The organism is Thermostichus sp. OS-CIW-29, assembly GCF_054058195.1.
In genome coordinates this window covers 1-22,743 of record NZ_JBSSAB010000026.1, presented here as the reverse complement: position 1 = coordinate 22,743, position 22,743 = coordinate 1, and the positions used below count along the sequence as shown (strand labels likewise).

At 60.0% G+C, this 22,743-nt stretch carries 22 protein-coding genes, 1 tRNA gene, 1 pseudogene and 1 riboswitch; of the genes and pseudogenes, 14 read left to right on the top strand and 10 right to left on the bottom strand.

What is annotated here, in order from left to right; genetic code table 11:
• Positions 1–59: 59 nt before the first annotated feature.
• Positions 60–131 (bottom strand) — tRNA-Gly (locus tag ACVWZJ_RS09880).
• 233 nt (positions 132–364) lie between these two features.
• Between ACVWZJ_RS09880 and ssuE the strand changes: the two genes are divergently transcribed.
• The 6 genes from ssuE (at position 365) to ACVWZJ_RS09850 (ending at position 5,647) form a co-directional block, all read left to right on the top strand.
• Positions 365–892, top strand: coding sequence for an NADPH-dependent FMN reductase (gene ssuE, locus ACVWZJ_RS09875; RefSeq protein ID WP_011433678.1), 528 nt, complete (start codon positions 365–367; stop codon positions 890–892).
• Between the two features lie 232 nt (positions 893–1,124).
• Positions 1,125–1,206, top strand: a riboswitch (Glutamine riboswitch).
• 79 nt (positions 1,207–1,285) lie between these two features.
• The gene (locus ACVWZJ_RS09870; protein WP_083757650.1) at positions 1,286–1,459 is read left to right on the top strand and encodes a DUF4278 domain-containing protein; all 174 of its coding nucleotides are present in this window, start codon (positions 1,286–1,288) and stop codon (positions 1,457–1,459) included.
• 799 nt (positions 1,460–2,258) lie between these two features.
• Complete coding sequence (gene secG, locus ACVWZJ_RS09865; protein WP_011433676.1) at positions 2,259–2,498, top strand: preprotein translocase subunit SecG; 240 nt, start codon at positions 2,259–2,261, stop codon at positions 2,496–2,498.
• 12 nt (positions 2,499–2,510) lie between these two features.
• Positions 2,511–3,164 carry a YqiA/YcfP family alpha/beta fold hydrolase gene (locus ACVWZJ_RS09860; protein WP_011433675.1) on the top strand — a complete coding sequence of 218 codons (654 nt, stop codon included), beginning with the start codon at positions 2,511–2,513 and terminating at the stop codon, positions 3,162–3,164.
• 67 nt (positions 3,165–3,231) lie between these two features.
• A complete protein-coding gene (locus ACVWZJ_RS09855) occupies positions 3,232–3,966 on the top strand; it encodes an HAD family hydrolase (protein WP_238376756.1) in 735 nt (244 codons plus the stop codon).
• Positions 3,967–4,003: 37 nt separating this feature from the next.
• The gene (locus ACVWZJ_RS09850) at positions 4,004–5,647 is read left to right on the top strand and encodes a gamma-glutamyltransferase family protein (RefSeq protein WP_011433673.1); all 1,644 of its coding nucleotides are present in this window, start codon (positions 4,004–4,006) and stop codon (positions 5,645–5,647) included.
• A 5-nt stretch (positions 5,648–5,652) separates the two neighbouring features.
• On the opposite strand, the gene fabG is transcribed toward ACVWZJ_RS09850, so the two are convergent.
• Positions 5,653–6,414 carry a 3-oxoacyl-[acyl-carrier-protein] reductase gene (gene fabG, locus ACVWZJ_RS09845; RefSeq protein WP_011433672.1) on the bottom strand — a complete coding sequence of 254 codons (762 nt, stop codon included), beginning with the start codon at positions 6,412–6,414 and terminating at the stop codon, positions 5,653–5,655.
• 310 nt (positions 6,415–6,724) lie between these two features.
• Here fabG and ACVWZJ_RS09840 point away from each other — a divergent pair.
• Together ACVWZJ_RS09840 and ACVWZJ_RS09835 are read left to right on the top strand one after the other, a co-directional pair.
• Positions 6,725–6,908 (top strand): annotated as a pseudogene (locus tag ACVWZJ_RS09840) (hypothetical protein); the annotation flags it as partial.
• 51 nt (positions 6,909–6,959) lie between these two features.
• Positions 6,960–7,454 carry a DUF3531 family protein gene (locus ACVWZJ_RS09835; protein ID WP_414331319.1) on the top strand — a complete coding sequence of 165 codons (495 nt, stop codon included), beginning with the start codon at positions 6,960–6,962 and terminating at the stop codon, positions 7,452–7,454.
• 12 nt (positions 7,455–7,466) lie between these two features.
• Here ACVWZJ_RS09835 and ACVWZJ_RS09830 read toward each other — a convergent pair whose 3' ends face one another.
• Both ACVWZJ_RS09830 and lptC read right to left on the bottom strand, forming a co-directional pair.
• Positions 7,467–9,242, bottom strand: coding sequence for a sulfatase (locus tag ACVWZJ_RS09830; protein WP_457395945.1), 1,776 nt, complete (start codon positions 9,240–9,242; stop codon positions 7,467–7,469).
• A gap of 83 nt (positions 9,243–9,325) precedes the next feature.
• Complete coding sequence (gene lptC / locus ACVWZJ_RS09825) at positions 9,326–10,291, bottom strand: LPS export ABC transporter periplasmic protein LptC (protein WP_457395944.1); 966 nt, start codon at positions 10,289–10,291, stop codon at positions 9,326–9,328.
• Positions 10,292–10,443: 152 nt separating this feature from the next.
• Here lptC and ACVWZJ_RS09820 point away from each other — a divergent pair, with 152 nt between their 5' ends.
• From ACVWZJ_RS09820 to ACVWZJ_RS09810, 3 genes are read left to right on the top strand one after another with little or no spacing between them, the layout of a single operon-like run.
• Complete coding sequence (locus ACVWZJ_RS09820) at positions 10,444–11,313, top strand: branched-chain amino acid ABC transporter permease (RefSeq protein ID WP_011433668.1); 870 nt, start codon at positions 10,444–10,446, stop codon at positions 11,311–11,313.
• Positions 11,313–12,272 (top strand): branched-chain amino acid ABC transporter permease, encoded by a 960-nt coding sequence (locus ACVWZJ_RS09815; protein ID WP_011433667.1) that lies wholly within the window; start codon positions 11,313–11,315, stop codon positions 12,270–12,272. The genes ACVWZJ_RS09820 and ACVWZJ_RS09815 overlap by 1 nt, the downstream gene beginning before the upstream one ends.
• Positions 12,273–12,330: 58 nt before the next feature.
• A complete protein-coding gene (locus tag ACVWZJ_RS09810; RefSeq protein ID WP_457395950.1) occupies positions 12,331–14,505 on the top strand; it encodes an RNA degradosome polyphosphate kinase in 2,175 nt (724 codons plus the stop codon).
• A 311-nt stretch (positions 14,506–14,816) separates the two neighbouring features.
• On the opposite strand, the gene ACVWZJ_RS09805 is transcribed toward ACVWZJ_RS09810, so the two are convergent.
• Positions 14,817–15,371: a DoxX family protein gene (locus tag ACVWZJ_RS09805; protein ID WP_041437454.1), complete on the bottom strand. Its 555-nt coding sequence runs from the start codon at positions 15,369–15,371 to the stop codon at positions 14,817–14,819.
• Between the two features lie 298 nt (positions 15,372–15,669).
• Here ACVWZJ_RS09805 and ACVWZJ_RS09800 point away from each other — a divergent pair, with 298 nt between their 5' ends.
• The 3 genes from ACVWZJ_RS09800 to ACVWZJ_RS09790 all read left to right on the top strand — a co-directional run bounded on the left by ACVWZJ_RS09800 (position 15,670) and on the right by ACVWZJ_RS09790 (position 18,536).
• The gene (locus ACVWZJ_RS09800; RefSeq protein ID WP_457395943.1) at positions 15,670–16,788 is read left to right on the top strand and encodes an ABC transporter ATP-binding protein; all 1,119 of its coding nucleotides are present in this window, start codon (positions 15,670–15,672) and stop codon (positions 16,786–16,788) included.
• A gap of 155 nt (positions 16,789–16,943) precedes the next feature.
• Positions 16,944–17,987 (top strand): GntR family transcriptional regulator, encoded by a 1,044-nt coding sequence (locus tag ACVWZJ_RS09795; RefSeq protein ID WP_457395949.1) that lies wholly within the window; start codon positions 16,944–16,946, stop codon positions 17,985–17,987.
• A gap of 114 nt (positions 17,988–18,101) precedes the next feature.
• Positions 18,102–18,536, top strand: a complete 435-nt coding sequence (locus ACVWZJ_RS09790; RefSeq protein ID WP_457395942.1) for a hypothetical protein — start codon at positions 18,102–18,104, stop codon at positions 18,534–18,536.
• On the opposite strand, the gene ribB is transcribed toward ACVWZJ_RS09790, so the two are convergent.
• The 5 genes from ribB to ACVWZJ_RS09765 all read right to left on the bottom strand — a co-directional run bounded on the left by ribB (position 18,525) and on the right by ACVWZJ_RS09765 (position 22,535).
• Complete coding sequence (ribB, locus tag ACVWZJ_RS09785; RefSeq protein ID WP_457384803.1) at positions 18,525–19,778, bottom strand: 3,4-dihydroxy-2-butanone-4-phosphate synthase; 1,254 nt, start codon at positions 19,776–19,778, stop codon at positions 18,525–18,527. The two genes, ACVWZJ_RS09790 and ribB, sit on opposite strands and share 12 nt — an antisense overlap.
• A 110-nt stretch (positions 19,779–19,888) precedes the next feature.
• On the bottom strand, positions 19,889–21,058 hold the full coding sequence (gene moeB, locus ACVWZJ_RS09780) for a molybdopterin-synthase adenylyltransferase MoeB (protein WP_457395941.1): 1,170 nt from the start codon (positions 21,056–21,058) through the stop codon (positions 19,889–19,891).
• Positions 21,059–21,060: 2 nt separating this feature from the next.
• Positions 21,061–21,342, bottom strand: coding sequence for a MoaD/ThiS family protein (locus ACVWZJ_RS09775; RefSeq protein WP_457395940.1), 282 nt, complete (start codon positions 21,340–21,342; stop codon positions 21,061–21,063).
• Between the two features lie 246 nt (positions 21,343–21,588).
• On the bottom strand, positions 21,589–22,077 hold the full coding sequence (locus ACVWZJ_RS09770; RefSeq protein WP_414407330.1) for a M67 family metallopeptidase: 489 nt from the start codon (positions 22,075–22,077) through the stop codon (positions 21,589–21,591).
• A gap of 161 nt (positions 22,078–22,238) precedes the next feature.
• Positions 22,239–22,535, bottom strand: a complete 297-nt coding sequence (locus tag ACVWZJ_RS09765) for a DUF6464 family protein (RefSeq protein ID WP_011433656.1) — start codon at positions 22,533–22,535, stop codon at positions 22,239–22,241.
• Between the last annotated feature and the right edge of the window lie 208 nt (positions 22,536–22,743).

Genomic DNA, 22,743 nt, shown 5'->3' with positions numbered 1-22,743 from the left:
GGACTAGGCCAAATCCGGGAATGCTTGTGGGAAGCGGGTTTTGCGGGTTGGCTGGGAGAAGCGGGCGATGAGACTCGAACTCACGACATCCAGCTTGGGAAGCTAGCGTTCTACCACTGAACTACGCCCGCGTAAATCAATCTCAAGTTTAGCAAGCTGAAACCCTTGCTGAATCTAACCTATCACGTTCCCGACCCCTTGAGTAGGTGGGGAGTCGGGGGGCATATTTTGCCCGCAATTTGACCAGCAGGGAATGACGTCGAGAGACAAAGCTATCGTGCATGCTGGGGCAGGGCGAGAGTGGGTTAATCATCTTTCACATGGGATCCCTGGTACAACTGAGGCAGTATTCTGTCTGCGGCCTATGTCCAGCATCCTCCTGCTCTCCGGTAGTCCCAGCACTCCTTCTCGCTCAGAAGCCGTTTTACATCACGCTGCCGGGATCCTGTCCGATCTGGGATTGACCACTCAGTTTGTTTCGGTGCGGGATTTGCCCCCAGAGGATCTGGCACTGGCCAAGTTCGATAGCCCTCAACTCAAGGCAATTCAGCAAAAGGTGGCCCAAGCTACCGGGATCGTCATCTCTGCTCCCGTTTACAAAGCCTCCTATCCAGGTGTGTTGAAGGCACTGCTGGATTTGCTGGATCAAGACGCCTTTACCGGTAAAGTGATTCTCCCCATTGCCACCGGGGGAACCCTGGCCCATCTGCTGTCCATCGACTTTGCGATGAAACCTGTGCTGGCGGTGATGGGGGCAACCCACATCCTGAGAGGGGTTTATATCCTGAGTTCTCAAATTCAGTTGGACGCTGCCGGAACACTACAGCTAGAGGCCGACATCGAGGAACGTCTGCGAGCAGGGCTGCAGGCACTTGTGCAGGCGGTGAAATAGAAGAAATCAGAATTTTGCGGAGACTGGCCGAATACGGGATTGGTGCCCTGGGCCCGGAACCGGTTGCGGCAATCTATTCCGAAAAGTGCATAGGTGATTGCCCAGTCAGGCCCGAGAAGCCGCGGAAGAGCCGACGGCAAGGGATCCCTTTTGCGGGTATGGCCGGATTAAATTTCTATAAATCCCCCAAAAAACCTGCAAAACCGTAAGTTATGATACAGACATAGGATAAATCGTTCACCTCTGCAGTTGGCTCACCAGTGGCCTGGAGCTGTGCAGAGACGGAAGTAGGGGTCTTCCCGAAGGAACGCGCCTCAACTGAATCGCGCCACTCTCTCCGTGGCTTACGGTTCAACAACAACAAACTCAACCCTTCGTTGATGGAGGCGACTTATGAAACTCTCTTTCCGTGGCAACACCTTTGACTACGTTCCCGCGCATACTCAGCTCAGCGATGAGGAGTTGCAAGCTCAGTATCGCGGTCAAACCTTCTGTGTGCACCACACCAGCAAGAAAGCGATGCCTCACCCTCATCAGCCCCTGACCTACCGGGGTGTAAGCTACTGAGGTGAATACTGTTTGCCCTTGTAGGTGAGGTGGGGATCCTCTGGAAATCTCCATAAGGGCTGGATAAAGACCGGGCGGCCCCGTTTGGGGTCGCCTTTTGGGGCAAAACAACTGGAGCAAAACAACACCTCCAGAAGAGATGGCTTAGCCCAGCCAGTTCAGATTCTCAAGCAAGATCGATATCCATCGATATCTTCTCGATATCTTCGTCCGCCAGCTTCTCTCCCCGTCTAGTGACCTGAAGGATTGCGTCGAGGCTGCCTGGGGACAGGTTCTATGTCTTCTGGAGTGGGTTTGCTGGAAGGGTGAGGTGGACCTTGCCAAGGTTGACCTCAAAGGGAGGAGCCAAATCGGTCGCAAGTGCTGGGGGACAGTCAGCAACAGCTGGGCTGTCGGGGGGCCTCAGTGCCCTGAATGCCGGTACCGGGTGCATCGGGACCCAGCCTCAGCCTTGGGAACTGTGCTGGGTGGATTAGAGGTTGTTTTGCGAGCTGGCAGTAGCCAGGGAGGCTGGGGAAGGGAAGCCACCTGTCCAGTCGTTTTGTCGGGGGTTGTAGACCCAGGCAAGTGGCAGGGGGCAGGAATGCCCAGCCGCGAGGTAAGGACTCCGTCCTGCTGACGGGAAGGGAAGCCTGTGCTCTGTCCGCAGGACGAGCGCCGGGAGGATGCCACAGAAGATGGGTGGGTCTTCACCTGCCAACTTGATTCTGAAATGGGAGCGATGCCGAGACAGGGTGCGCTAAGATGCGGTTCCAAGCGATAATGGCCTTAGCAACTTGCCCTACAGGGATCCGCTGCGATGGAAGCGTTTTTCGAGTTTCTCTGGTCGGCTTCGGCCATCTTGCTGGTGATCTTGGTGCTGCTGCACAGCCCTAAGGGGGATGGGTTGGCGGGCATTGGCGGGCAGGCCCAGCTGTTCTCCAGCTCCAAGAGTGCTGAGCAAAACCTCAACCGCATCACCTGGACGGTAGCGACCCTTTTCCTCTCCATCAGCGTGGTGTTGGGGGCGGGCTGGCTCTCGGCAGCCACAGGGCCATAGGGATCCCTTTCCGTGTTGGCGATTTACCTGCATGGATTCGGCTCTGGGCCGCAGTCGGCCAAGGCAACTTTCTTTCGGCAGCGGCTGCAGCAGGTGGGGATCCCTGTTCAGGTGCCCGATCTGAACCAGGACAATTTTGCCCAGCTCACCTTGACCCGCCAGATCCAGCAGGTTTCCAGCCAGCTTGCCGAGATGAACTACCCCCCTGTCACCCTCATCGGCTCTAGCCTGGGGGGGCTGGTGGCTGCCTGGGTTGCCGAACAACAACCCTGTGTGCAGCGCTTGGTGCTCTTGGCGCCGGCTTTTGGCTTTTTAGGCCATTGGCTGCCGCGGCTGGGGGCAGAGGCGGTGGAGACTTGGCGGCGAACCGGACAACTCATGGTGTTTCACTACGGAGAAGGCCGCCCTCTCCCTTTGGAGTACGGCTTTGTCGCCGATGCCCAGCGCTACCCGGATGGGGGGTTACGACGGCCTGTGCCCACCCTAATTGTGCACGGGATCCAAGACGACACCATCCCCATTCAAGCCAGTCGAGACTATGTGGCCCGTCGCCCCTGGGCCCAACTGGTGGCGGTGGAGAGCGACCACGCCCTGACCGATGTGTTGGATCCCATTTGGCAGATCACCAGCCGCTTCTGCGGGTGGGGGATGGAGACGGGGCAGTAGGGTTGTTAAAGGGGATCCCTGTCCCGTGCTTGCCCATTCGCGAAAGCGTCGCGTAGCGATAATGTCTATGCAATCCAAAGTGCTGTGCCTACAACAGGGGAAGGCTGACGTGACTGCCGGCTTGCTCTTCGATATGGACGGGGTGATTGTGGATTCGGAACCAATCCATGCCCGCGCCGGGGCCATTGCCCTGCAACGCTGCCACCTATCCCTGGATTTGGCCCCCATCTCCCTGCAGTTCAAGGGGCGCACCGACCGCGACATGTTCGAGTACCTTGTCCAACACCAGACGGACACCCCACCTGCAGAACGGCCCCTGCTGGTGCAGCGCTTGATCGAGGAAAAGGCCAAGGCTTTTGGCGAGCTGCTGGCAGAGGTACCCCTGGTGCCGGGGGTGCTGGAGTTTTTGGCGGCCAGCCGCCAGCGCTTTTCTGCCCTGGCCGTCACCACTTCGGCCATCCGCCGGGATCAAGCGCAGATTTTCCAGCGCTTCGACCTGCACCGCTGGTTTGACGCGGTGATTACCGCCGAAGACATTCAGCGGGCCAAGCCCGACCCAGAGCCTTACCTGAAAACGGCTGCCGCTGTGGGGTTGGATCCGGCGTTGTGTTGGGTGATTGAAGATTCTACCCATGGGATCCGCGCCGCTAAGGGGGCTGGCTGTTTTGCGGTGGGCCTCACCACGGCTTTCACCGCCGAGGAACTGCGCCACGCCGGGGCAGATGTGGTGGTGGACAGCTTTGCGGAGTTGGCCACACTCCTGTTCGCGAGAGCGTCGCGTAGCGATAACCTGCCTGTGTAGGGAGCCCAGCCCATTCGCGAGAGCGTCGCGTAGCGATATGCCAGCACCCACTTTTTTGCGGCAGGCCCTGGATCGCTATCCGTTTGCTTCGCGGCGACGGGTGGTGATGGGCAGACAGGGATCCGTGGCCACCAGCCAACCTTTGGCGGCAATGGCGGGCATGGAGATGTTCTGGGCGGGCGGCAATGCTGTGGATGCAGCCGTGGCAATGGCGGTGGCTTTGACGGTGGTGGAGCCAACCTCCAATGGCATTGGCGGCGATGCCTTTGCTCTGGTGTGGGAGGGGGGGGAGGAGGGTCAGCTGTACGGGTTGAATGCTTCCGGTCGCAGCCCAGCCGCCCTGACGCCGGAGCGGTACCGGGACCATGGGCGGATCCCCCCCTACGATTGGTTAGCGGTGACGGTGCCGGGGGCAGTTTCCGCTTGGCAGACCTTGCACCGGCGCTGGGGAAAGCTGCCGTTCGAGCGTCTGTTTGTGCCTGCCCTTCGTCTGGCGCAAGAGGGATTTCCGGTCTCTCCCCGGGTGGCCCAACTGTGGCAGGCGGCGGAGTCCATCTATTTGCCCCTGCCGGATCCGCGCCACGAGGCCTTCAAGGCCGTTTTCTTTCCCCAAGGGCGTGCCCCACGGGCTGGAGAGCGCTGGAGCAGCCCCCTGCATGCTCAAACCCTAGAAGAGATTGCCCGTAGCGGTGGGGAGAGTTTTTACCGGGGGGAGCTGGCGGAGAAGTTGCTGGCTTTCTCGGAGGCCACGGGCGGCTTCCTGTCCCCCGCCGACTTGGCTGAGCACCGGGCCGATTGGGTGGAACCCATCCATACGGATTACCGCGGCTACACCGTCTGGGAGATCCCCCCCAACGGGCAGGGCATTGCCGCTTTGATGGCGCTCAACCTTTTGGAGGGTTTTGAGCTGGGTCGGATCTCCTACGATGCCGGCGAGCGCTATCACCTGCAGATTGAGGCAATGAAGCTGGCCTTTGCCGATGTGAGCCGACAGGTGGCGGATCCGGAGTATGTGCGGGTCAGTCCTGCCCAGATGCTGGATAAGGCTTATGCACAGCGGCGGCGGCAGTTGATCGGGAGGGAGGCGATCCCCCTGGCCCAGCCAGGGCTGCCGGAGGGGGGAACGGTTTACCTGGCTGCAGCTGATGGTGAGTTGATGGTGTCTTTGATTCAGTCGAATTTCGATGGCTTCGGCAGTGGTCTGCTGGTTCCGGGCACGGGCATTGCTCTCCACAACCGCGGCACGGGTTTCACCCTGGAGCCCGGCCATCCCAACCAGGTGGGCCCCCGCAAGCGCCCCTACCACACGATTATCCCCGCCTTTCTATCTAAAGAAGGGATCCCCCTCGGCCCTTTTGGTGTCATGGGGGGGGCAATGCAGCCCCAAGGCCATGTGCAGGTGGTGGTGAATTTGGTGGATTACGGCCTGAACCCCCAGGCGGCTCTGGATGCGCCCCGCTGGCGAGTGCTGTGGGATCAGGGGATCCCGCAGGTGGCGCTGGAGAGCACGGTGCCGCCCCAGGTGGTGCGCGAACTCTCCGCCCGCGGCCATGCAGTGCAGGTGGTGGACGCAGAAGAGGATTGCGGTCTTTTTGGCCGGGGACAGATCCTCTTGCGGGATGGGGATCACTTCATTGCGGCTTCCGAACCCCGTGCCGATGGCCTAGCCCTGGCGTGGTAGAGTGCCTAGCTCATCACCATGCCACCATCGATGGCAAAAACCTGTCCCGTGATGTAGGCCGCCGCCGGATCTGCCGCCAAAAAACGCACCAGCCCCGCCACTTCTGCCGGGGATCCCAGTCGCCCCAGGGGGATCTGCGCCAAAATCGGGCCGGGGTCCAGTTTTTCGGTCATTTGGGTGGTGATGAACCCCGGTGCCACGGCGTTGACGGTGATGTTGCGGCTGGCCAGCTCGCGAGCTGCTGTCTTGGTGAGGCCCACCACCCCTGCTTTGGCGGCGCTGTAGTTGGCCTGGCCGGCATTGCCCACCAAGCCCACCACCGAGGTGATGTTGATGATGCGCCCCTGGCGCTGCTTCACCATGATCTTGGCGGCTGCCTTCAGGCAGAGAAAGACCCCCGTCAGGTTGAGATCCAGCACCGCCTGCCAATCTTCTGGCTTCATGCGCAGCAGCAGGGTGTCGCGGGCCATGCCGGCATTGTTCACCAGCACATCCACCCGACCCCACCGCTCCATCACCTGGGCAAACAGGCTCTCCACCGCCTCTGGGCAAGACACATCGGCGGCCACAGGGATCCCTTCTCCCCCCAGGGCCGCGATCTCCTCCACCAGGGACTCGGCTTCGGCAGCGGAGCGGGCGTAGTTGATCGCCACTTTTGCTCCAATGGCCCCCAGGTGCAGGGCAATCGCCCGGCCAATGCCCCGGCTGGCTCCGGTGACCACAGCCACCCGGTCTTGGAGGGAAGGCAAAGGGAGAAGCTCAGACATAAGCGGCAGGTTCCTCGTGATTCGGACAGCGTGATTAGGACAGCCGCAACAGTATAGGATGCTTTGGGGCCGTCTAGCTGCCACGGACTTCCCGGCAACCGCCTGCGCCATGTCCGTCCTAACCGCCGATGGCCTCGGCAGGAGGGATCCCACGGCTCTGTGCAGTCACCCTGCCCGCAAGATGTGTTGACGGACGGATTCCCAGACCAACGGGCGAGCAGAGCCGGACTATGATCAAAGGCTAGGCTGCAGCAGAGCATGACTCTAGTCAATAATAAGCTCAACTATACTGAAAATAATGTATAATATGTTCAGTACGGATTACTACCAGTTGATCTTTCTGTTTACTTTCGAGTCTGCCAACATGGTAGCCAAAGCAAAGCAGAAAATTGGTAGTAAGACGACACGGAAACTGGGCTTTGGGTATTCTACTCAAAGCTTTGCGGGATACCGCCATTCTGTTTGGAAACAAACAGAATGCTATCGCTGCATAGTTGAACAGTGATGTTCAGCAGTGTTCAGCGTAAATGTATCAGGAACTGTCCATGCAAGTGGAGTTTCGCGAGTGCGATCCGGGAAATCTGTGGATCTGGTTTGAGTTTGCCGAGCCGCCGGTCGAAGCTGAGCTGGAGTACCTCAACGAGGTGCTGGAGTCGTGGTACGTGTTGGGCAAGCTGGGCGGATTTAACGCCGAGCGTCTGGTGGCCCAAGAGGCCGAGGTGGATCTGAGCTATCTGGAGTATCCCAACGAATCGGAGCCCTTGCCTTCCCTAATGCACAACATGGGATCCCTGGAAGAGAAGGACAACTGGGCCCGCTGCTGGTTTGATCTGGGCACCGCCGATGCGATGGCGCTGGATGTGTTGATCAACGCCCTGCGCACCCTCAGCCTGGAATACATCGGCCTCAGCCGCGTGATTATCGGCGGGCAAAATGAGGATTGGCCAACGGCGGATCCGGAGGAGATGGATGACATGGATGACTACGATCTAAACGGCTATGTGCGGGATCACAGGGAGGAGGAAGGAGGGCTGGAATAGCGGGATCCCTGCCTACTCCAAGTAGCCCAGCTCTTGCATCTGCCGCACCAAGTCGGCATCGCTTTCCACATTCACCTTGCGAGGAGCCGTGCTGGGCTGTCGGGATTCTGCCCAGCTCACCCACGTTCTCAGCCCCTGCTGCAGGCGAGCCAGCCAAGCCTGGGGGGAAAGGGATCCCCAGCCGGCTTCCCCCGCCGACCCGTCGTGACAGCGTTGCGGATCAGCATCAGGGAGAGAGGAGACAGGATCCCCGTCGCCGACCCAGAGCAGATCCCGCAGCTCCGCCGGATCCTGCTCCAAGTTGTAGAGGCTGGGGCGATCCCCCGTTTGGATGAGCTTGGTCATCCCCTCATAGAGGGCACGGCGGATGTCGTAACAGGCACGCGCCCGCAGCAGGCTGTCGTTGCGGTTTTCCATAGCCCGAATGAGAAGGTGGGGCGGGAAGGCTTCGCTGAGCACTGTTCCCTGCTCGGGATCTTCCCCTGCCAAGGTGCGGGCCAAGCTGAGGCGGGCGACCTCGCGGCGGAGCTTGAGGCTGACACAGGGGGCACCGTTGGGGGAAAGGTTGGGGCTAAAGCCGGCAGCTTCCAGGAGGGTATGGAAGAGGCGGCGGGTGGAAACGGGGGTGGCAATGCGTTTTCCTGCCGGGAAGTGGCCGGGATAGCGCAGGATGAGGGGCACGCGGATCAGCTCTTCGTAGACCACAAAGGCGTGGCCGACGAAGTCGTGTTCTCCCAGGCCTTCGCCGTGATCGGCGACGATGGCCACCAGCGTATTCTGCTCCAGGCCGGTGTGGCGCAGGGTGTCGAAGACGGATCCCAGTAGGTGATCTTGGTAGGCCACCTCAGCATCGTAGATATCCCGCAGCACCTGCGCTTGCAGTGGAGAAAGGGGCTGCGGCAGGGGCGCCATCCAGCGGTAGGGCTGGGCGTTGTATTGGCGCAAAAAGTCGCGGGCCTCGCGGTTGCTTTTGAAATAGGGGGCGTATTTCTGCACAAAGGGCTCCGGCGGCCAGTAGGGCAGGTGGGGCTCCATCAGGTTGACAAAGCAAAAGAAGGGCCGTGCTCCGGGATCCGACCGGCGGCGGGCCATCTGGTGCAAGTAGCGATTTAAGTCCGCAATCGAGGCGGCGGTGTTGCCCTTGAAGTTCACCAAGCGGGTCCAGAGGGAGGCAAACCAGGGGTGCAGCGCCAGCTGGAAGAGGGTGTCGGAGCGGGCAAAGGCGTTTTGCACCGGGTAGGAGAGCCGCCGCCAAAATTGGGTGTAGGCGGCCAGCCAGCGGTTTAGGGGGGCAGGCAAGGGGTTGCCCTCGGGGGGGCGGGTGGGCAGAGCGCCGCCGTAGTTGTAAAAGGTTTCAAAGCCGCGCCGCAAGCCGTTTTTCAGGATCCCCACCAGAGGGTTGTTGCAAAAGCCCACAGTGGTATAGCCGCTCAGCTGCAACAGCTCTGCCAGGGTGGGCAGGGCGGGGCTCAGCTCCAGATCTGCTTGGACAGTCTGGTGGGTGCTGGGATATTCCCCCGTAAACAGGGAAGCGTGGGAGGGGATGGTCCATTGGGCAGGGGCGATGGCCCGCTCGAAGAGGGTGGATTCGGCAGCCAGCCGATCCAGGTTGGGGCTGGTGGGCACTTGGCGGGCACGCTCCGCTTCTGACCAATAGCAGGAGAGACGATCCGCCCGCTGGGTATCCAGCACGATCAGCAGGATGTTGGGGCGTTCTACGGCAGCAGCGCCGGCCCTGGCGGGGGAATGTCCTGTTTGCGCCACTCGGACGGAGTCCTCAAAGCTCACCACAACTCACCCGATACTTTTCCTTAAAGGTATCCCTATCCTGCCATGCTCTCGGCCAGCTTTCTGCTTCCCCCACCGCCTCCTCAGGGCAAAGTGAGCTGGGTTTGGCTGTTGCCTTGGATCCGAGCAGTGTTGGCCTGCCAATCCAGGATCCCTTGGTTGCCTCTGACAGTCAAAGCCTGGCCGGGCTGGCGGTAGCGCACGTTGCCCTGGGCCTGCAGCTGGGTGGAGCCGATGCGCCAGCGGATCTCCTGGGCCTGCAGCTCTTGCCCTGTCTGCTCGGCTTTGGCTTGCCCGTTGCCCAATATGCGCAACTCGGTTAGAGGCAGGGGAGCCCGCAACTGCTCGCCCCTGAGGCGCAAAGCTTGTAAGGGAGCGTAAACCTCTACAGACCCTACTGCCTGCACTTCCCCGACGCCAAATTGCCACAGAAAACGGCTGGCAGCCAGCTCCAGATCCGGATCCCGGTACTCTGCCCGCACCGGCTGAGTGGGATCCCAGTTCTCCAGCTGCATCTGGGCTTGGCCAAAGTCGACGAGCAGCCGCTCCCCCTGCAGGGATCCCTGGCCCTCCAACAGCTCCACTTTCACCTGGCCCTCAGCTTGGAGGAGGCGCTGTTCCGGCAGCCATTCCACCCGCTGGGCCTCCAGACGCAGGTTGTCTCGCTCCGATTCCACCTCGACTTGACCCCTCAATTCCAGACGTCGTTCGCCGGGGTAGGCAGAGCCTTGCTCGGCGCGGGTGCGGATGGCGCGGTTGTCTTCGTCGAAAAATTCTCCCTCAACGGCCTGCAAATGGGCGGATCCCAACTGCACAGGAGTGGCGCTGCCTTCGGAGGGGGGCTCGTATTCGGCCAGGCGAGCCTGTAAGCGCCAAAGAATGCCGCCGTCGGGCCTGGCTTGGGTGAGGGTGATGTCTTCGTAGATCAACTGGGGGGTGGAGATGGGCTCGGAAGGCGCATCGGGATCCCACTCCGGCCCGCCACAGCCCGCGCTCAGCAGGGCCAAAACGGCCAGGAAACGGAGGACAGACAAAGACCTGGACTGCATGGATCTTCCTTGGGGGCTTTCTCCCCTACCCTAGCTTTCTTAGGACTCCGTCCCGCTGGCGCGATCAGCCGTATCCTTCCGCTGCGCTGAGCCGGATCCCGCTCTCGGCAAACCCGTGGCATTATCAGGGCAAAGTGTTTTTGGGGGCAAGCGTGACCCAACTGTTGCAACTTTTCATTTACGGCCTTGTCTTGGGCAGCATCTACGCCCTGGGAGCAATTGGGGTGTCGCTGACCTTTGGCATTTTGCGCTTTGCCAACTTTGCCCACGGGGATCTGATGACCCTGGGGGCCTACTTCGGCCTGACATTTGTTGGGTTGGGTTGGCCAATTGGGGTCAGCCTGCTCCCGGCAGCCTTGGCCACGGTACTTTGTGCAGTTGGGATCGACCAGCTCATCTATCGCCGCCTGCGCCGGGAGGCACCAGTGATCTTGCTCATTTCTTCTTTTGGCACCGCCCTGATTCTGCGCAGCCTGGTGCAGATCATCTGGGGGCCCAACAATCAGGTGTACCGCAGCGGGATCCAGTTGCCGTGGCGGCTTGGGGAGCTGCGCATTAAGCCCGATTGGGCGGTAATCCTGGCGGGAACAGCCCTGTTGGTGGTGGCCCTGCATCTCTTCTTACAACGCACGCGGGTGGGCAAAGCGATGCGGGCCATGGCCGACAATTTTGAGCTGGCCAAGATTACCGGCATTGATACGGAGCGAATCGTTCTCTGGACTTGGGCCATTGGCGCAGCCTTGGCCTGTGCAGCAGGTGTGTTCCTGGGTATGGATACCCGGCTGCACCCCACCATGGGCTGGCGGCTATTGCTGCCCATTTTTGCAGCGGCCATTCTCGGCGGCATCGGTCGCCCTTACGGGGCTATTGCCGGAGGAGTGGTGATCGGCCTGGCGGAAGAATTCTCGACCTTGGTGATCAACCCGGCCTATAAAACCGGGGTGGCCTTCGCCATTTTGGTACTGCTGCTGATCTTCCGACCCACGGGATTACTGGGATCCCCGGGTGGGGGGGATGTCTGATGTTGAGCTACGGCATTTTCTTTTTGATTTTGGTGGGGATCTACGGCGTGCTGGTGCTGGGCCTCAATATCCAGTGGGGCTACGCCGGCATGTTCAACATCGGGGTGGGGGCTTTTTTTGCCGTGGGAGCCTATGCCAGCGCCATTGTCACCACACCCCCAAGCGCCGAGCATTTGGGCGGCTTCAATCTGCCCTTTTGGGTGGGTTTTGCCATAGCTGTGGCCGTCGCCGGGGCGATTGCCTTTTTGATCGGCTTGATTACCCTGAAGCTGCGTTCCGACTACTTGGCCATCGCCACCATCGGCATTGCTGAGATCATCAGCCAAATCCTGAGAAATGAGGGCTGGCTGACCAATGGCGTACGGGGAATTACCCGCATTCCGCGACCCTTTCGCGGCTGGATCCCAGGTCAGGATACCCTTCTCTACTTGGGCTTGGTGCTGGTCATTTTGGCGGTGGTCTATTGGGCTGCGGAGCGGGCCTATCGCTCCCCCTGGGGGCGGGTGCTGCGGGCCATTCGCGAGGATGAACCGGCAACCCTGGCTGCCGGCAAAGATGTGCTCCAGTTTCGCCTGCAAGCGTTTGTGCTGGGATCCATGCTCATGGGGTTGGCGGGGGCCCTCTACGCCCATTTTGTCAATTTCATCAGCCCAGAAGCCTTTCAACCGGAGTTTGCCACCTTCATCGTTTGGGTAATGCTGATCGCGGGGGGCAGTGGCAACAATCGCGGCGCCTTGCTGGGAGCGCTGGTAATTTGGGGGGTGTGGTCGGGCAGCGAGTGGCTCACCAACCGTTTGCCGCCCCAGTGGGCCACCCGGGCTGGCCCTTTGCGCATTTTGTTGATCGGGATCCTGCTCCAGGTGATTCTTCTGACGCGCTCTCAAGGATTGTTGCCTGAACGTCCGCCCAAGCCCGTCTTGGGCACTTCTCCTTCGCCTAAGCAGAACCCCGCAGGATAGGATTGGGTCGGCTCCAGCCGTTGTTGACGTGTTTGAGATAACCCAGCCCTCTGCCGCCATGACTCCGCGCCCCAAGGAAACCGACCCTTCCTGGCCACCTTGCAACCCCGACACGACGGGCTGCCCCCCTGATGCCGGACAACCAGGGATCCGGACTACACCCATCCAAGAGGGCTATGCTCTGCCGGAGCAGTATTTCAACCGGGAGCTGAGCTGGATTGAATTCAATGCCCGGGTTTTGCACGAGGCCCTGGATGAGCGCACACCTCTGCTGGAGCGGCTGAAGTTTCTGGCCATCTTTGAGAGCAACCTGGACGAATTTTTCATGGTGCGGGTGGCGGTGATCCGTCGTCAGTTGGAAACGGGCGTGTTGGTGCTAACCCCGGATGGCCTTACACCGCAGCAGCAGTTGCAGCAGATCTCGAGCCACCTGCGCCCCCTGATTCGAAAATTGCACACTTGCTTCCGGCAGGAACTGGTGCCCAAGCTGGCGGAACAGGGCATTCACATCCGCGATTTTTCCGAGCTGGCCGAGTCGGAACGGCAGGAGCTGCGGGACTACTTTGAGAGGCGTTTGTTTCCAGTGCTCACCCCCTTGGCGGTGGATCCAGGCCATCCCTTTCCCTACATCTCCAACCTCAGCCTCAGCTTGGCGGTGGTGGTGCGGGATCCAGAGACTGGCAAGGAGCATTTTGCTCGCGTGAAGGTGCCCAACACCTTGCCCCGCTTTGTGCCGCTGCGGGATGGGGTAAGCTTTGTGCCGCTGGATCAGGTGATTGCCCACCATCTGGAAGCGCTGTTTGTCGGCATGCAGGTGCTGGAGTACTACCCCTTCCGCATCACCCGGGATGCCGATCTGGAAATCCAAGAGGACGAGGCCGACGATCTGCTGGCTGCCATTCAAGAAGAGCTGCGCAAGCGCCGCTTCGGCTCAGTGGTGCGCATGGAGATTGCCAGCCAAACTCCGGCAGCCATCCGACAACGGCTCAGCGAAGAGATGCGCCTCAACAGTGACTCGGTGTACGAAGTGGATGGCCTCTTGAGTATGGGGGGGGTGATGGCGTTTCTCAGCCTGGATCGGCCCGATTTGAAGGATCCCCCTTGGGGGCCGGTCACCCCGCCCCGCCTGCGCACTGCCTCGGTCAGCGATGAGCCGGTGGATATCTTTGCCGTCATCCGGGAAGGGGATCTGTTGGTGCATCACCCCTACGATTCTTTTGCCGCCAGCGTGGAACGGTTTTTGGAGGAGGCCGCCAACGATCCGCAGGTGCTCACCATTAAGCAAACCCTCTACCGCACCTCCGGCGACTCGACGGTGGTGAAATCCCTCATTCAGGCCGCCGAAAACGGCAAGCAGGTGGCCGCTCTGGTGGAGCTCAAAGCCCGTTTCGACGAAGAAAACAACATCCTCTGGGCCAAAAAGCTGGAGAAAGCCGGGGTCCACGTGGCCTACGGCCTGCCGGGGCTGAAAATCCACTGCAAACTGGCTTTGGTGGTGCGGGAAGAGGAGGGATCCCTGCGCCGCTACGTCCACATCGGTACCGGCAACTACAACCCCAAAACCGCCCGTATCTATACCGACCTAGGGCTGTTCACTTGCGATGAGACCCTCTGCAACGACGTTACGGAGTTGTTTAACCTGCTGACGGGCTACTCGCGGCAACGGCAATTCCGCAAGCTCTTGGTGGCCCCCAGAACCCTGCGCCAGGGCATGGAAGCCCTGATCCGCCGCGAGATGCGCCATGCCCAAGCGGGGGGCCAGGGGCGTATCATCGTCAAGATCAACTCTCTCACCGACCCGGAAATGATCCGGCTGCTCTACGAGGCCAGCCAAGCCGGGGTGGAGATCGATCTCATCGTGCGGGGCATGTGCTGCCTCAAGCCCGGGATCCCAGGCCTGAGCGAACGCATCCGCGTGATCAGCATCATCGGGCGCTTCCTGGAGCACTCCCGCATCTTCTACTTCTACAATGGCGGCCAGGAAGAGTACTTCATCGGCAGTGCCGACTACATGACCCGCAACCTGGATCGGCGCGTTGAGGTGGTTACCCCTGTGGAGGATCCCGCGTTGCAGCGGGAGCTCAAGGCGATCTTGGACATCTGCCTGACGGACAACCGGCAAGCCTGGGAGTTGCGCCCTGATGGCACCTACGTGCAGCGGCAACCCAAGCCAGGAGAGCCTGTGCGCTCCACCCACCAACGCCTGATGGAGCGGGCCGCCAGCCGCGTTTAGCAGGATGACTCTCACTGGTGACATACTCCCATCACTGACCCTACAGGTACAGCGTGGGCTTCGCGCTTCATCGGGGAGCTACTGCAAGAACCCTCCACGCGCAGACACGGGATGTCCCACCGCGTAGCTGTACCAGATTCCGGCAACGCCGTTTTGTACAGCCATGTTGATTATGGCACAGGATATATACGCCTTTCATCCCGACCCTCCTGCTGTTGCAGAGAGTGCGGGGCTTCCCGGCGGTTTAGCTAACCTCTCTCTCAGAGGGAGAGAGGAGCAGCCTCGCCGCTATCGGGAATGGCCACCAAAGCTCAGGATCCGGTGGTCTTGGCGGCCTCGGCCTCTTCCTCGCCCAGCGCAATTACCCGTTCCGTGGCCTGCAACGAAGACTGCAAGCTCTCCAACTTTTCCCGGCTGGCGCGGTTCAGCCACGACTCGATTGCATTCACCAAGAGCTGATCCACAGAGAACCAGCCCCCCCCATTCACCGCAAAGGCCAGGAAGATCGCTGCGTAGATGGCGGATAGCTCCAAGTAGGGAACGCTGAAGCCGGCCACCTTAATGTGATGGAACATGGCCACCGCCATCGTGGCGAACAAGCCCAGTGCTGCCCCTCGGGTCAACAAACCCAACGCCACCATCGGAGCTGCGATCAGCTCGGTATAGGCAGCCACATAAGCGAAGAAGATCGGGAAGGGCAACCCGATCACTTCTACATAAGCCGTCGCAAATCCTTCGATATCTGCCAGTTTGTCAAGGCCGTTGTGAATCATGAATAGCCCTGCCACCACCCGCAAAACGGTCCACGCCACTTGAGACCAGCGCGGAGTTACGCTGTCGTGACGCAAAGCTGAGGCGAGTAGCACGGGAAACTGCTGAGAGGGTGCCATAGGATAAAACCTGCGATGCAAAGATGAGCAAAGATTCTAACTCATTGTAACGATTCTAAATTTCTGTAACAAGATGGGGTTCAGATCCCCAGTGGTCAAGGGATCCCATGCAAAAACAGGGATCCCATGCAAAAACAAGGCCTCCGGCCCGCTTTCGCGACCGGTCGGGTGGGTTTCCGGCGAGCTTTCACCCTCGCACACTATCTCTGCTCTTGGCCTGGGACTTTTCCGGCCTTGCTGAGACCTGTCAACCTCTGTAAATGGATCCCTCATAATGGGTTCATTTGCTGCCTGTGTCGATATGGTTGCCGAATCTGTCCTCGCCTCTGATGTCAGCTCCGCCAAATCCCAAGCCGGGAGAGAGGAGGGATCCCCGCCTGCCATTCGTTTGCGGAGGGTCAGCCGCAACTTTTCCGGGATCCAAGCGGTGGACGGGGTGGATTTGGAGGTGCAGCAGGGGGAGTTTTTTACGTTGTTGGGGCCGTCGGGTTCGGGCAAAACCACCTGTTTGCGGATGATCGCGGGCTTTGAGCGTCCGGATGAGGGGCAGATCGAATTGAACGGCCAGAATGTTTTGGGTCTGCCGCCCTACCGACGGCCTGTGAACACGGTGTTTCAGGACTATGCTCTCTTCCCCCACATGACGGTGGCGGAGAACGTTGGCTACAGCTTGATGATCCGCGGCATACCGCCGAAGGAGCGCCAAAAGCGAGTGCAAGAGGCGCTGGAGCTGGTACAACTGCCCGATCTGGGATCCCGTAAACCCAGCCAACTTTCAGGGGGGCAACGGCAACGGGTGGCCTTGGCGCGGGCTTTGGTTGGCCGACCGCAGGTGCTCTTGCTGGATGAACCTTTGGGGGCGCTGGATTTGAAGTTGCGCCAACAGATGCAGTTTGAACTCAAGGCCCTACAACACCGCCTTGGTCTCACCTTTTTGTACGTCACCCACGACCAAGAAGAGGCCCTGACCATGAGCGATCGTATTGCCGTGTTCAATCGCGGGCGCATCGAACAGGTGGGATCCCCGGCAGAGCTCTACGAGCGACCTGCCACCCGGTTTGTAGCCGGTTTTATCGGCCAAACCAACTTGATCGAGGGATCCCTGGCGGAACGATGCGTGGGAGAAGCGGCCCTGTTTGCTTTGCGCCCGGAGCACATTCGGATTGACTTATCTGAAGAAGGGATCCCCGATGGCCACTGCCGCTTGCGGGGACGGATTTGCGACACTGCTTATCTAGGGGCTTTCATTCGCTATCAGGTATGGGTGTCGGGCTGTGAGGTGAAACTTTTGGCTGTGCAACCCAACCCCGGCCTGAATTTGCAGCAGTTGCCGGAAGGGACGGAGGTGACTTTAAGTTGGGATCCCAGCCGGATGCACCGCATCCCCGAATAGGGCTCTCAATCCCGATCTCCTCTGGAGCTTGTCTATCCGGCGTCGGCGCTATCTTGCAGGCAGTTGACACTCCCGCCGACTGAAGTCGAGGGATTCTTACGTAGCCCAGAAACGGGCTCGCAACGGCGTTGTCAAAGGGAGAAAAACGGGCCATGATGCGCATTTCCATCCAGCCGGGGAGTGGGATCCCTGGCTCCGTGCAGCTCTTTAATTTGCTCTGCTTCGCCATTGCCTGTGGGCAGTTTCCTCCCGGCTGCCGCCTGCCCAGCACCCGTCAATTGGCCATGCAAACGGGCCTGCACCGCAATACCATCCACAAGGTTTACCACCAACTCGAGGCTATGGGCCTGGTGGAAACCCGCGCTGGATCTGGCATTTACGTGAGCCGCTCCGCCCGCCAGGTGGTTAACTACTCTCGCGGCCTGGGGGAAAACCTGGATCGATCCCGACAGGTCCTGGAGCAGGTGCGCCAGGGCATCGACCAGCTGCTGCAGCAGGGGTTTTCTTTGGAGCAGGTGCGGGATCTGCTGCTAGCGGAGATCGATTGGCGATTGCGCTGCAGTGCCCAAGTGCTGGTGTGTGTGCCCAACCGGGATTTGGGTACAGGACAACTGATGGCCCAGCAAATCCAGCAGACTTTGGGCATCCGGGTCCAGTTGGTGCCCCTGGAGGAGCTGGCCACCGTTCTGGATCAGATCCATTCCGGCACTGTGGTGACGCTCCGCTATTTTCTCAGCGCCGTCGAAGCCATTGCCCAACCCCGGGGGGCCCGTGTTCTGACAGTGGAGGTGTCCGACTACGCCCGTGAAATTGCCCTGATCCGCCAATTGCCTTCCCACGCCTGTCTGGGGCTGGTGAGCATCAGCACTGCCCTGCTGGAGGTTGCCGAGGTGATCGTCCACAGTTTGCGGGGAGACCTGCTGGTGCTGACGGCAGTGATCTCGGATACGGAACGGGTGGGATCCCTAATCCGCCGCGCCCATACGCTGATTTGCGATGAGGCCAGCTACCCCACCCTGCGGGTCTTGGTGCGCCAAGCCCGAGCCGATCTAATCCGCACACCCAACCTAGTCTGCGCCACCCCCCACATCGGAGAAGCAGCCATGGCCGAGCTGCGACGGGAACTGGGTGGGATCCCTGGAGCCGGAGGGGATAGAGAGGCGGGCGGCAGCGGTTTGCAGAGTAAAGAAACGCATTAAGCCTTGTTGCAGGTGAGCCATTTTGCGGATGACAGGCTGCCCGATATCGTGTTTAAGTGGAAATACGGTAAAAGCTCTCTCATTTTGATTCATCGCTGATCAGTCTTTACACGTATGGTGATCCTCGACTACGCCTCCGCCGATCATGACCATGTGGCGGTTACACGGGAAGGTTTCTGGGAGGCCATCCGCTTCCAAGACCATTTTTACGTCTTCAACCGGGGCTTTTCTCAGCTGCAAGAGGCCATCGCCAGTTGCCGCTACGACATGGATCACGGATCCCTGATCAGCCTGGTGGTGGTGCGCCCTCAGGGCTATGAAGTGTGGTCGCAGGTGGGATCCGACATTCCCGTCTTGCCGAAGCAACTGTTGAGCCCGACAGCCAGGGACTCCCTCCTACCGGCGCGTTCGGTTCCATCTTTGCCCAAACGTCCTTTCTGGTCTTTTTGGGGTTGGGGATCCAAGGCTTATGTGGTGGATGGCGAGCCGGCTGCACCCCAGTCTTTGTTCCACCATAGCCCTCGGCCCTACAACGCGCTACAGGCTTGAGCCGGAATCGGTTGCGCCAGCGTCGTGCAGCAACAGTTTCAGGGAACAGGACGGCTCCACGTGCAAATTGAGATCCGGCTCTTCCACCAGCAAGGGCACGCGCTCGGCCACTTCCAGGCCAAATCCTTTCAAGCCGCTGATGTGGCGAGAGGTATTGCTGATCAGGCGCATTTTGCGCACCCCCACATCCCGTAGGATCTGGGCGCCGATGCCGTAATCGCGCAAGTCCATCGCCACCGGTGGCGCGGTTTCAGAAAGTCCCAGATCTTGCCGGGCGTAGGACTTGATTTGCTCGATGAGACTCAGCTCCTGCTCTTGCCGGCGCAGGTACACCAGCACCCCCTTGCCTTGGTGGTCGATCATCTTCAGGGCCGCTGTCAATTGGCGGCGACAATCGCAGCGCAGGGATCCCAGCGCATCCCCTAGGGGACACTCCACATGGACGCGCACCAGGACGGGCTCAGCGGCAAATTGGGCCGGATCCCCTTTCACCAGGGCCAGGTGCTCGACTTGGTTGAGGCTATCGCGGTAGCCGTAAACCCGAAACTGGCCAAACTCCGTTGGCAGGGTGGCGGCAGCCTCTCGGTGAACCAGTTGTTCGGTGCGCAAGCGGTACTCGATGAGGTGGGCGATGGTGATGATCTTCAAATCGTGCTGACGGGCATATTCGATCAACTGGGGCAGGCGGGCCATGGAGCCGTCTGGGTTTTGGATCTCGCAGATGACCCCCGCCGGATACAGCCCGGCCAACATCGCCAGATCCACCGCTGCTTCCGTATGGCCAGCCCGTTTGAGTACTCCGCCCTCCCGTGCCCGCAGCGGAAAGACATGCCCAGGCCGGCGCAGATCTTCCGGTCGCGTGTGCGGGTGAATGGCCGCCTGAATGGTGCGAGAGCGATCGGCGGCGGAAATGCCGGTGGAAACTCCAGCCTCTGGCCCAGCATCAATGCTGACGGTGAAGGCAGTTTGGTTGCTGTCGGTGTTCTGCCCCACCATCAGGGGGATCTTCAGCTCATCGAGGCGGGATCCCTGCATGGCCAGGCAGATAAGGCCCCGCCCGTAGGTGGCCATGAAGTTGATGGCCTGCGGAGTGGCAAACTGGGCAGCACAGACCAGATCCCCTTCGTTTTCTCGGTTTTCGTCATCGACCACGATGACCATGCGACCACACTTGAGGTCTTCGAGGGCTTCGGGGATGGAGTGGAAGATCGTCTCTGTCTCGGCCTGCGGGATGGCGCTCATGGAAAAGGGGACGCAAAAAGGGAAAACCTGGCACAGCCGGCTCTGGGCACCGGATCTGCCGGATCTATGCTAGAGCAAACCGGGCAACAGCTAAGGATCCCAAGGCAGAGTCAGTACTTGGGAATCGAGGGATCGTAAGCCTCTGCCCAGGCGAGGATCCCCCCGCGCAGCTTTTTTCCTTGGATCCCAGCAGCTTGTAGGATCTTCAGGGCTTTGGCCGAGCGTGCCCCACTCTTGCAGTGGACGATCAGCTCTGAGCCGTTAAGGAGGCGACGCACCTGCTCCACCCCGTCGCCGTTTTCAATTTGGGGCAGGGGGATCAGGTGAGCACCAGGGATCCGGCCTATCTCCCACTCATTTGGGTTGCGCACATCGACCAACACAAAGTCTTGGTGAGCATCCATCCGCGCTTTCAGCTCGGCCACAGTGATCTCGGGGATCTCTGTCTGGCCAGCTTGTTCTGTGGCTTGGGCTGGCGGGATCCCGCAGAACTGTTCGTAGTCGATTAGCTCAGTGATGGGCGGAGTAGCCGGGTTTTTGCGCAGCTTCAGCTCCCGGAAGCTCATGTTCAGGGCATCGTAAAGCAGCAGCCGCCCGCTCAGGGTTGTGCCCACGCCCAGCAGGATCTTCACGGTTTCGGTAGCTTGAATAACACCGATGATGCCGGGGAGGATCCCCAACACTCCCCCTTCGGCGCAGGAGGGCACCAGTCCTGGTGGGGGCGGCTCGGGGTAGAGATCCCGGTAGTTGGGCCCATCTTCGTAGTTGAAGACCGTCGCTTGTCCCTCGAAGCGGAAGATCGAGCCGTAGACATTGGGCTTGCCCGTCAACACACAGGCATCGTTCACCAGGTAGCGGGTGGGGAAGTTATCGGTGCCATCCACGATCACGTCGTAGTTGGCAAACAGCTCCAGAGCGTTGTGAGACTTCAGGGCAGTCTCATACACATCCACCTGACAGTAGGGGTTGATTTCCAAGATGCGGTTCTTGGCCGATTCCACCTTCGGCTTGCCCACCCAGGAGGTGCTGTGGATCACCTGCCGCTGCAGGTTGGACACATCCACCACATCAAAATCGACGATGCCAATCCGCCCCACGCCGGCTGCCGCCAAGTACAGCAACAGGGGCGAGCCAAGCCCGCCGGTGCCAATGCACAGCACCTTTCCGGCTTTCAGCCGCTTCTGTCCTTCTAGGCCCACCTCGGGCAGGATCAAATGCCGAGAAAACCGCTCCATCTCCTCGCGGGAGAGGCTGACTTGGCTGGTGTCCAGGTTCAACATGCTCACAACCCTCCGGCAATAGCAGGAACGATGCTGATAACGGCTTGCTCTCCCACGGGGGTGCTGTTGCCTTGGGGCAACGTGCGCACATCCTCGTCGTTGAGGTAGACATTGACAAAATTGCGCAGCTTCCCATCCTCGGTGTAGAGGTGGCGCTTCAGCTCGCCATAGCGGGCGATGAGGTTGCCCATCACTTCGCCAACATTGCTGCCCTCGATCTCGACAGCTTCCAGGTTGTCGGTGTAGGGGCGCAGGGGAGAGGGGATCAGAACTTTGGTTGCCATGGGAGTTCGGGGAGAGATCTTGGGTATCTACTGGAGACTTTTGAGGATCCAGAGGATCTGGGCTGACCTATCCGTTTGTCGATCTTGTTGGGGCTGTCTACTGACTTTGAGGATTCAGCTATGTTACAGACAAGGTTCAGCACTAGACTACCGCTTTTTCCGGTGGCGCCCATCCCAGCTTTCAAGGATCCCAACTGAACTTAGCCGTGAACTTCAGCCTCAAACAGCGGCAAAGCCCAAACGACTCTAGCTTGCCAAAGCCGGGAGCGAGGGGATCCAGATGTCTTCCAGCATCTGCATCGGCTCCCGTTGGGGCTGCTCCTGCTCATCCAAAACCCAGCTCACCACCTCTTCTGCCTTGCCCTCGCGCACACTGACGATCACACAGGAAAAGCCCCAAGGAAAAGCATGCTGCCGATCAAACTCGGAGGGAATGGCCGCATGGTTGGGATGGGAATGATAGGTGCCCAGGATCCCCAGCCCTTTGCGCACCGCGTGGTCGTTGGCCCGCTTGAAATCCGCCGGATCGATCAAGAAGCGGCGGCGGCTGGATTCTCCGTCTGCCAGAGGGTTTTCCGCTTGATCCCAGGTGTTGGTCACCGACCAAAGCTCGTGGATAATCTTGTCGGATCCCCGGATTTCCCCAATTAAAATGCCGCAGCTCTCGTGGGGAAAGGCTTGTTCGCCGTGCTGACGGATGCTGTGAAGGTGGTCTGCCGAGAGGTAGAGGGCCATGAATCTCGCCTTTGCCGATGGAGTTACCGTTCTTTTATTCTGGCACAAGTTGGCCGGGGATCCCTCAACTTAGCTACAGCGGATGCCATTGGGGCGCAACGGGCAGGCCGTTCCGCAGAGGCCGCCGCTGCTGAAAATGTTCGGCCACCAGTGTGGCGCGGTCAGACCCGTCCATCGAGTGAACCCAGAGGTGGCTCTGGCTTTGGAGGGGTGACGGGGGCATAGTGGGGGCAACCCTGGCACGGCCCTTGGGGATGGACGGCACAGCGCAACCAAGCCGAGTGGGCACTGAAAACACAAGAGGGATCCCCCAGGGGTGGGCCAAATTCGCCGGCCCGTTGACGGCGCAGCAGCACCACTTGCCGTCGCCAATCTTGCAAAAATCGGCTGTAGGCGCGTTCCCGCCAGCGACGCTTGGCCGCATGTTCTAGGACACGGACGGTAAGGTTATCCAACATGGAACGATCACCCAAGGAAGAGGCCAACAGGCTGGAAGTTGCGTTGGATGGCTGAGAACCTCAGGATGGCACACACTGGCGAGAAGAACCCAAGAATTGCAAACTCTCCTTGAGTTCAGCTTACTAGCGCAGGAGCCCCGCACTGTACCCGTAGGGTCAGTGTCGGGAGGAATGCGCTTTGATGAAGTACAATGAACTTATGAGCCAA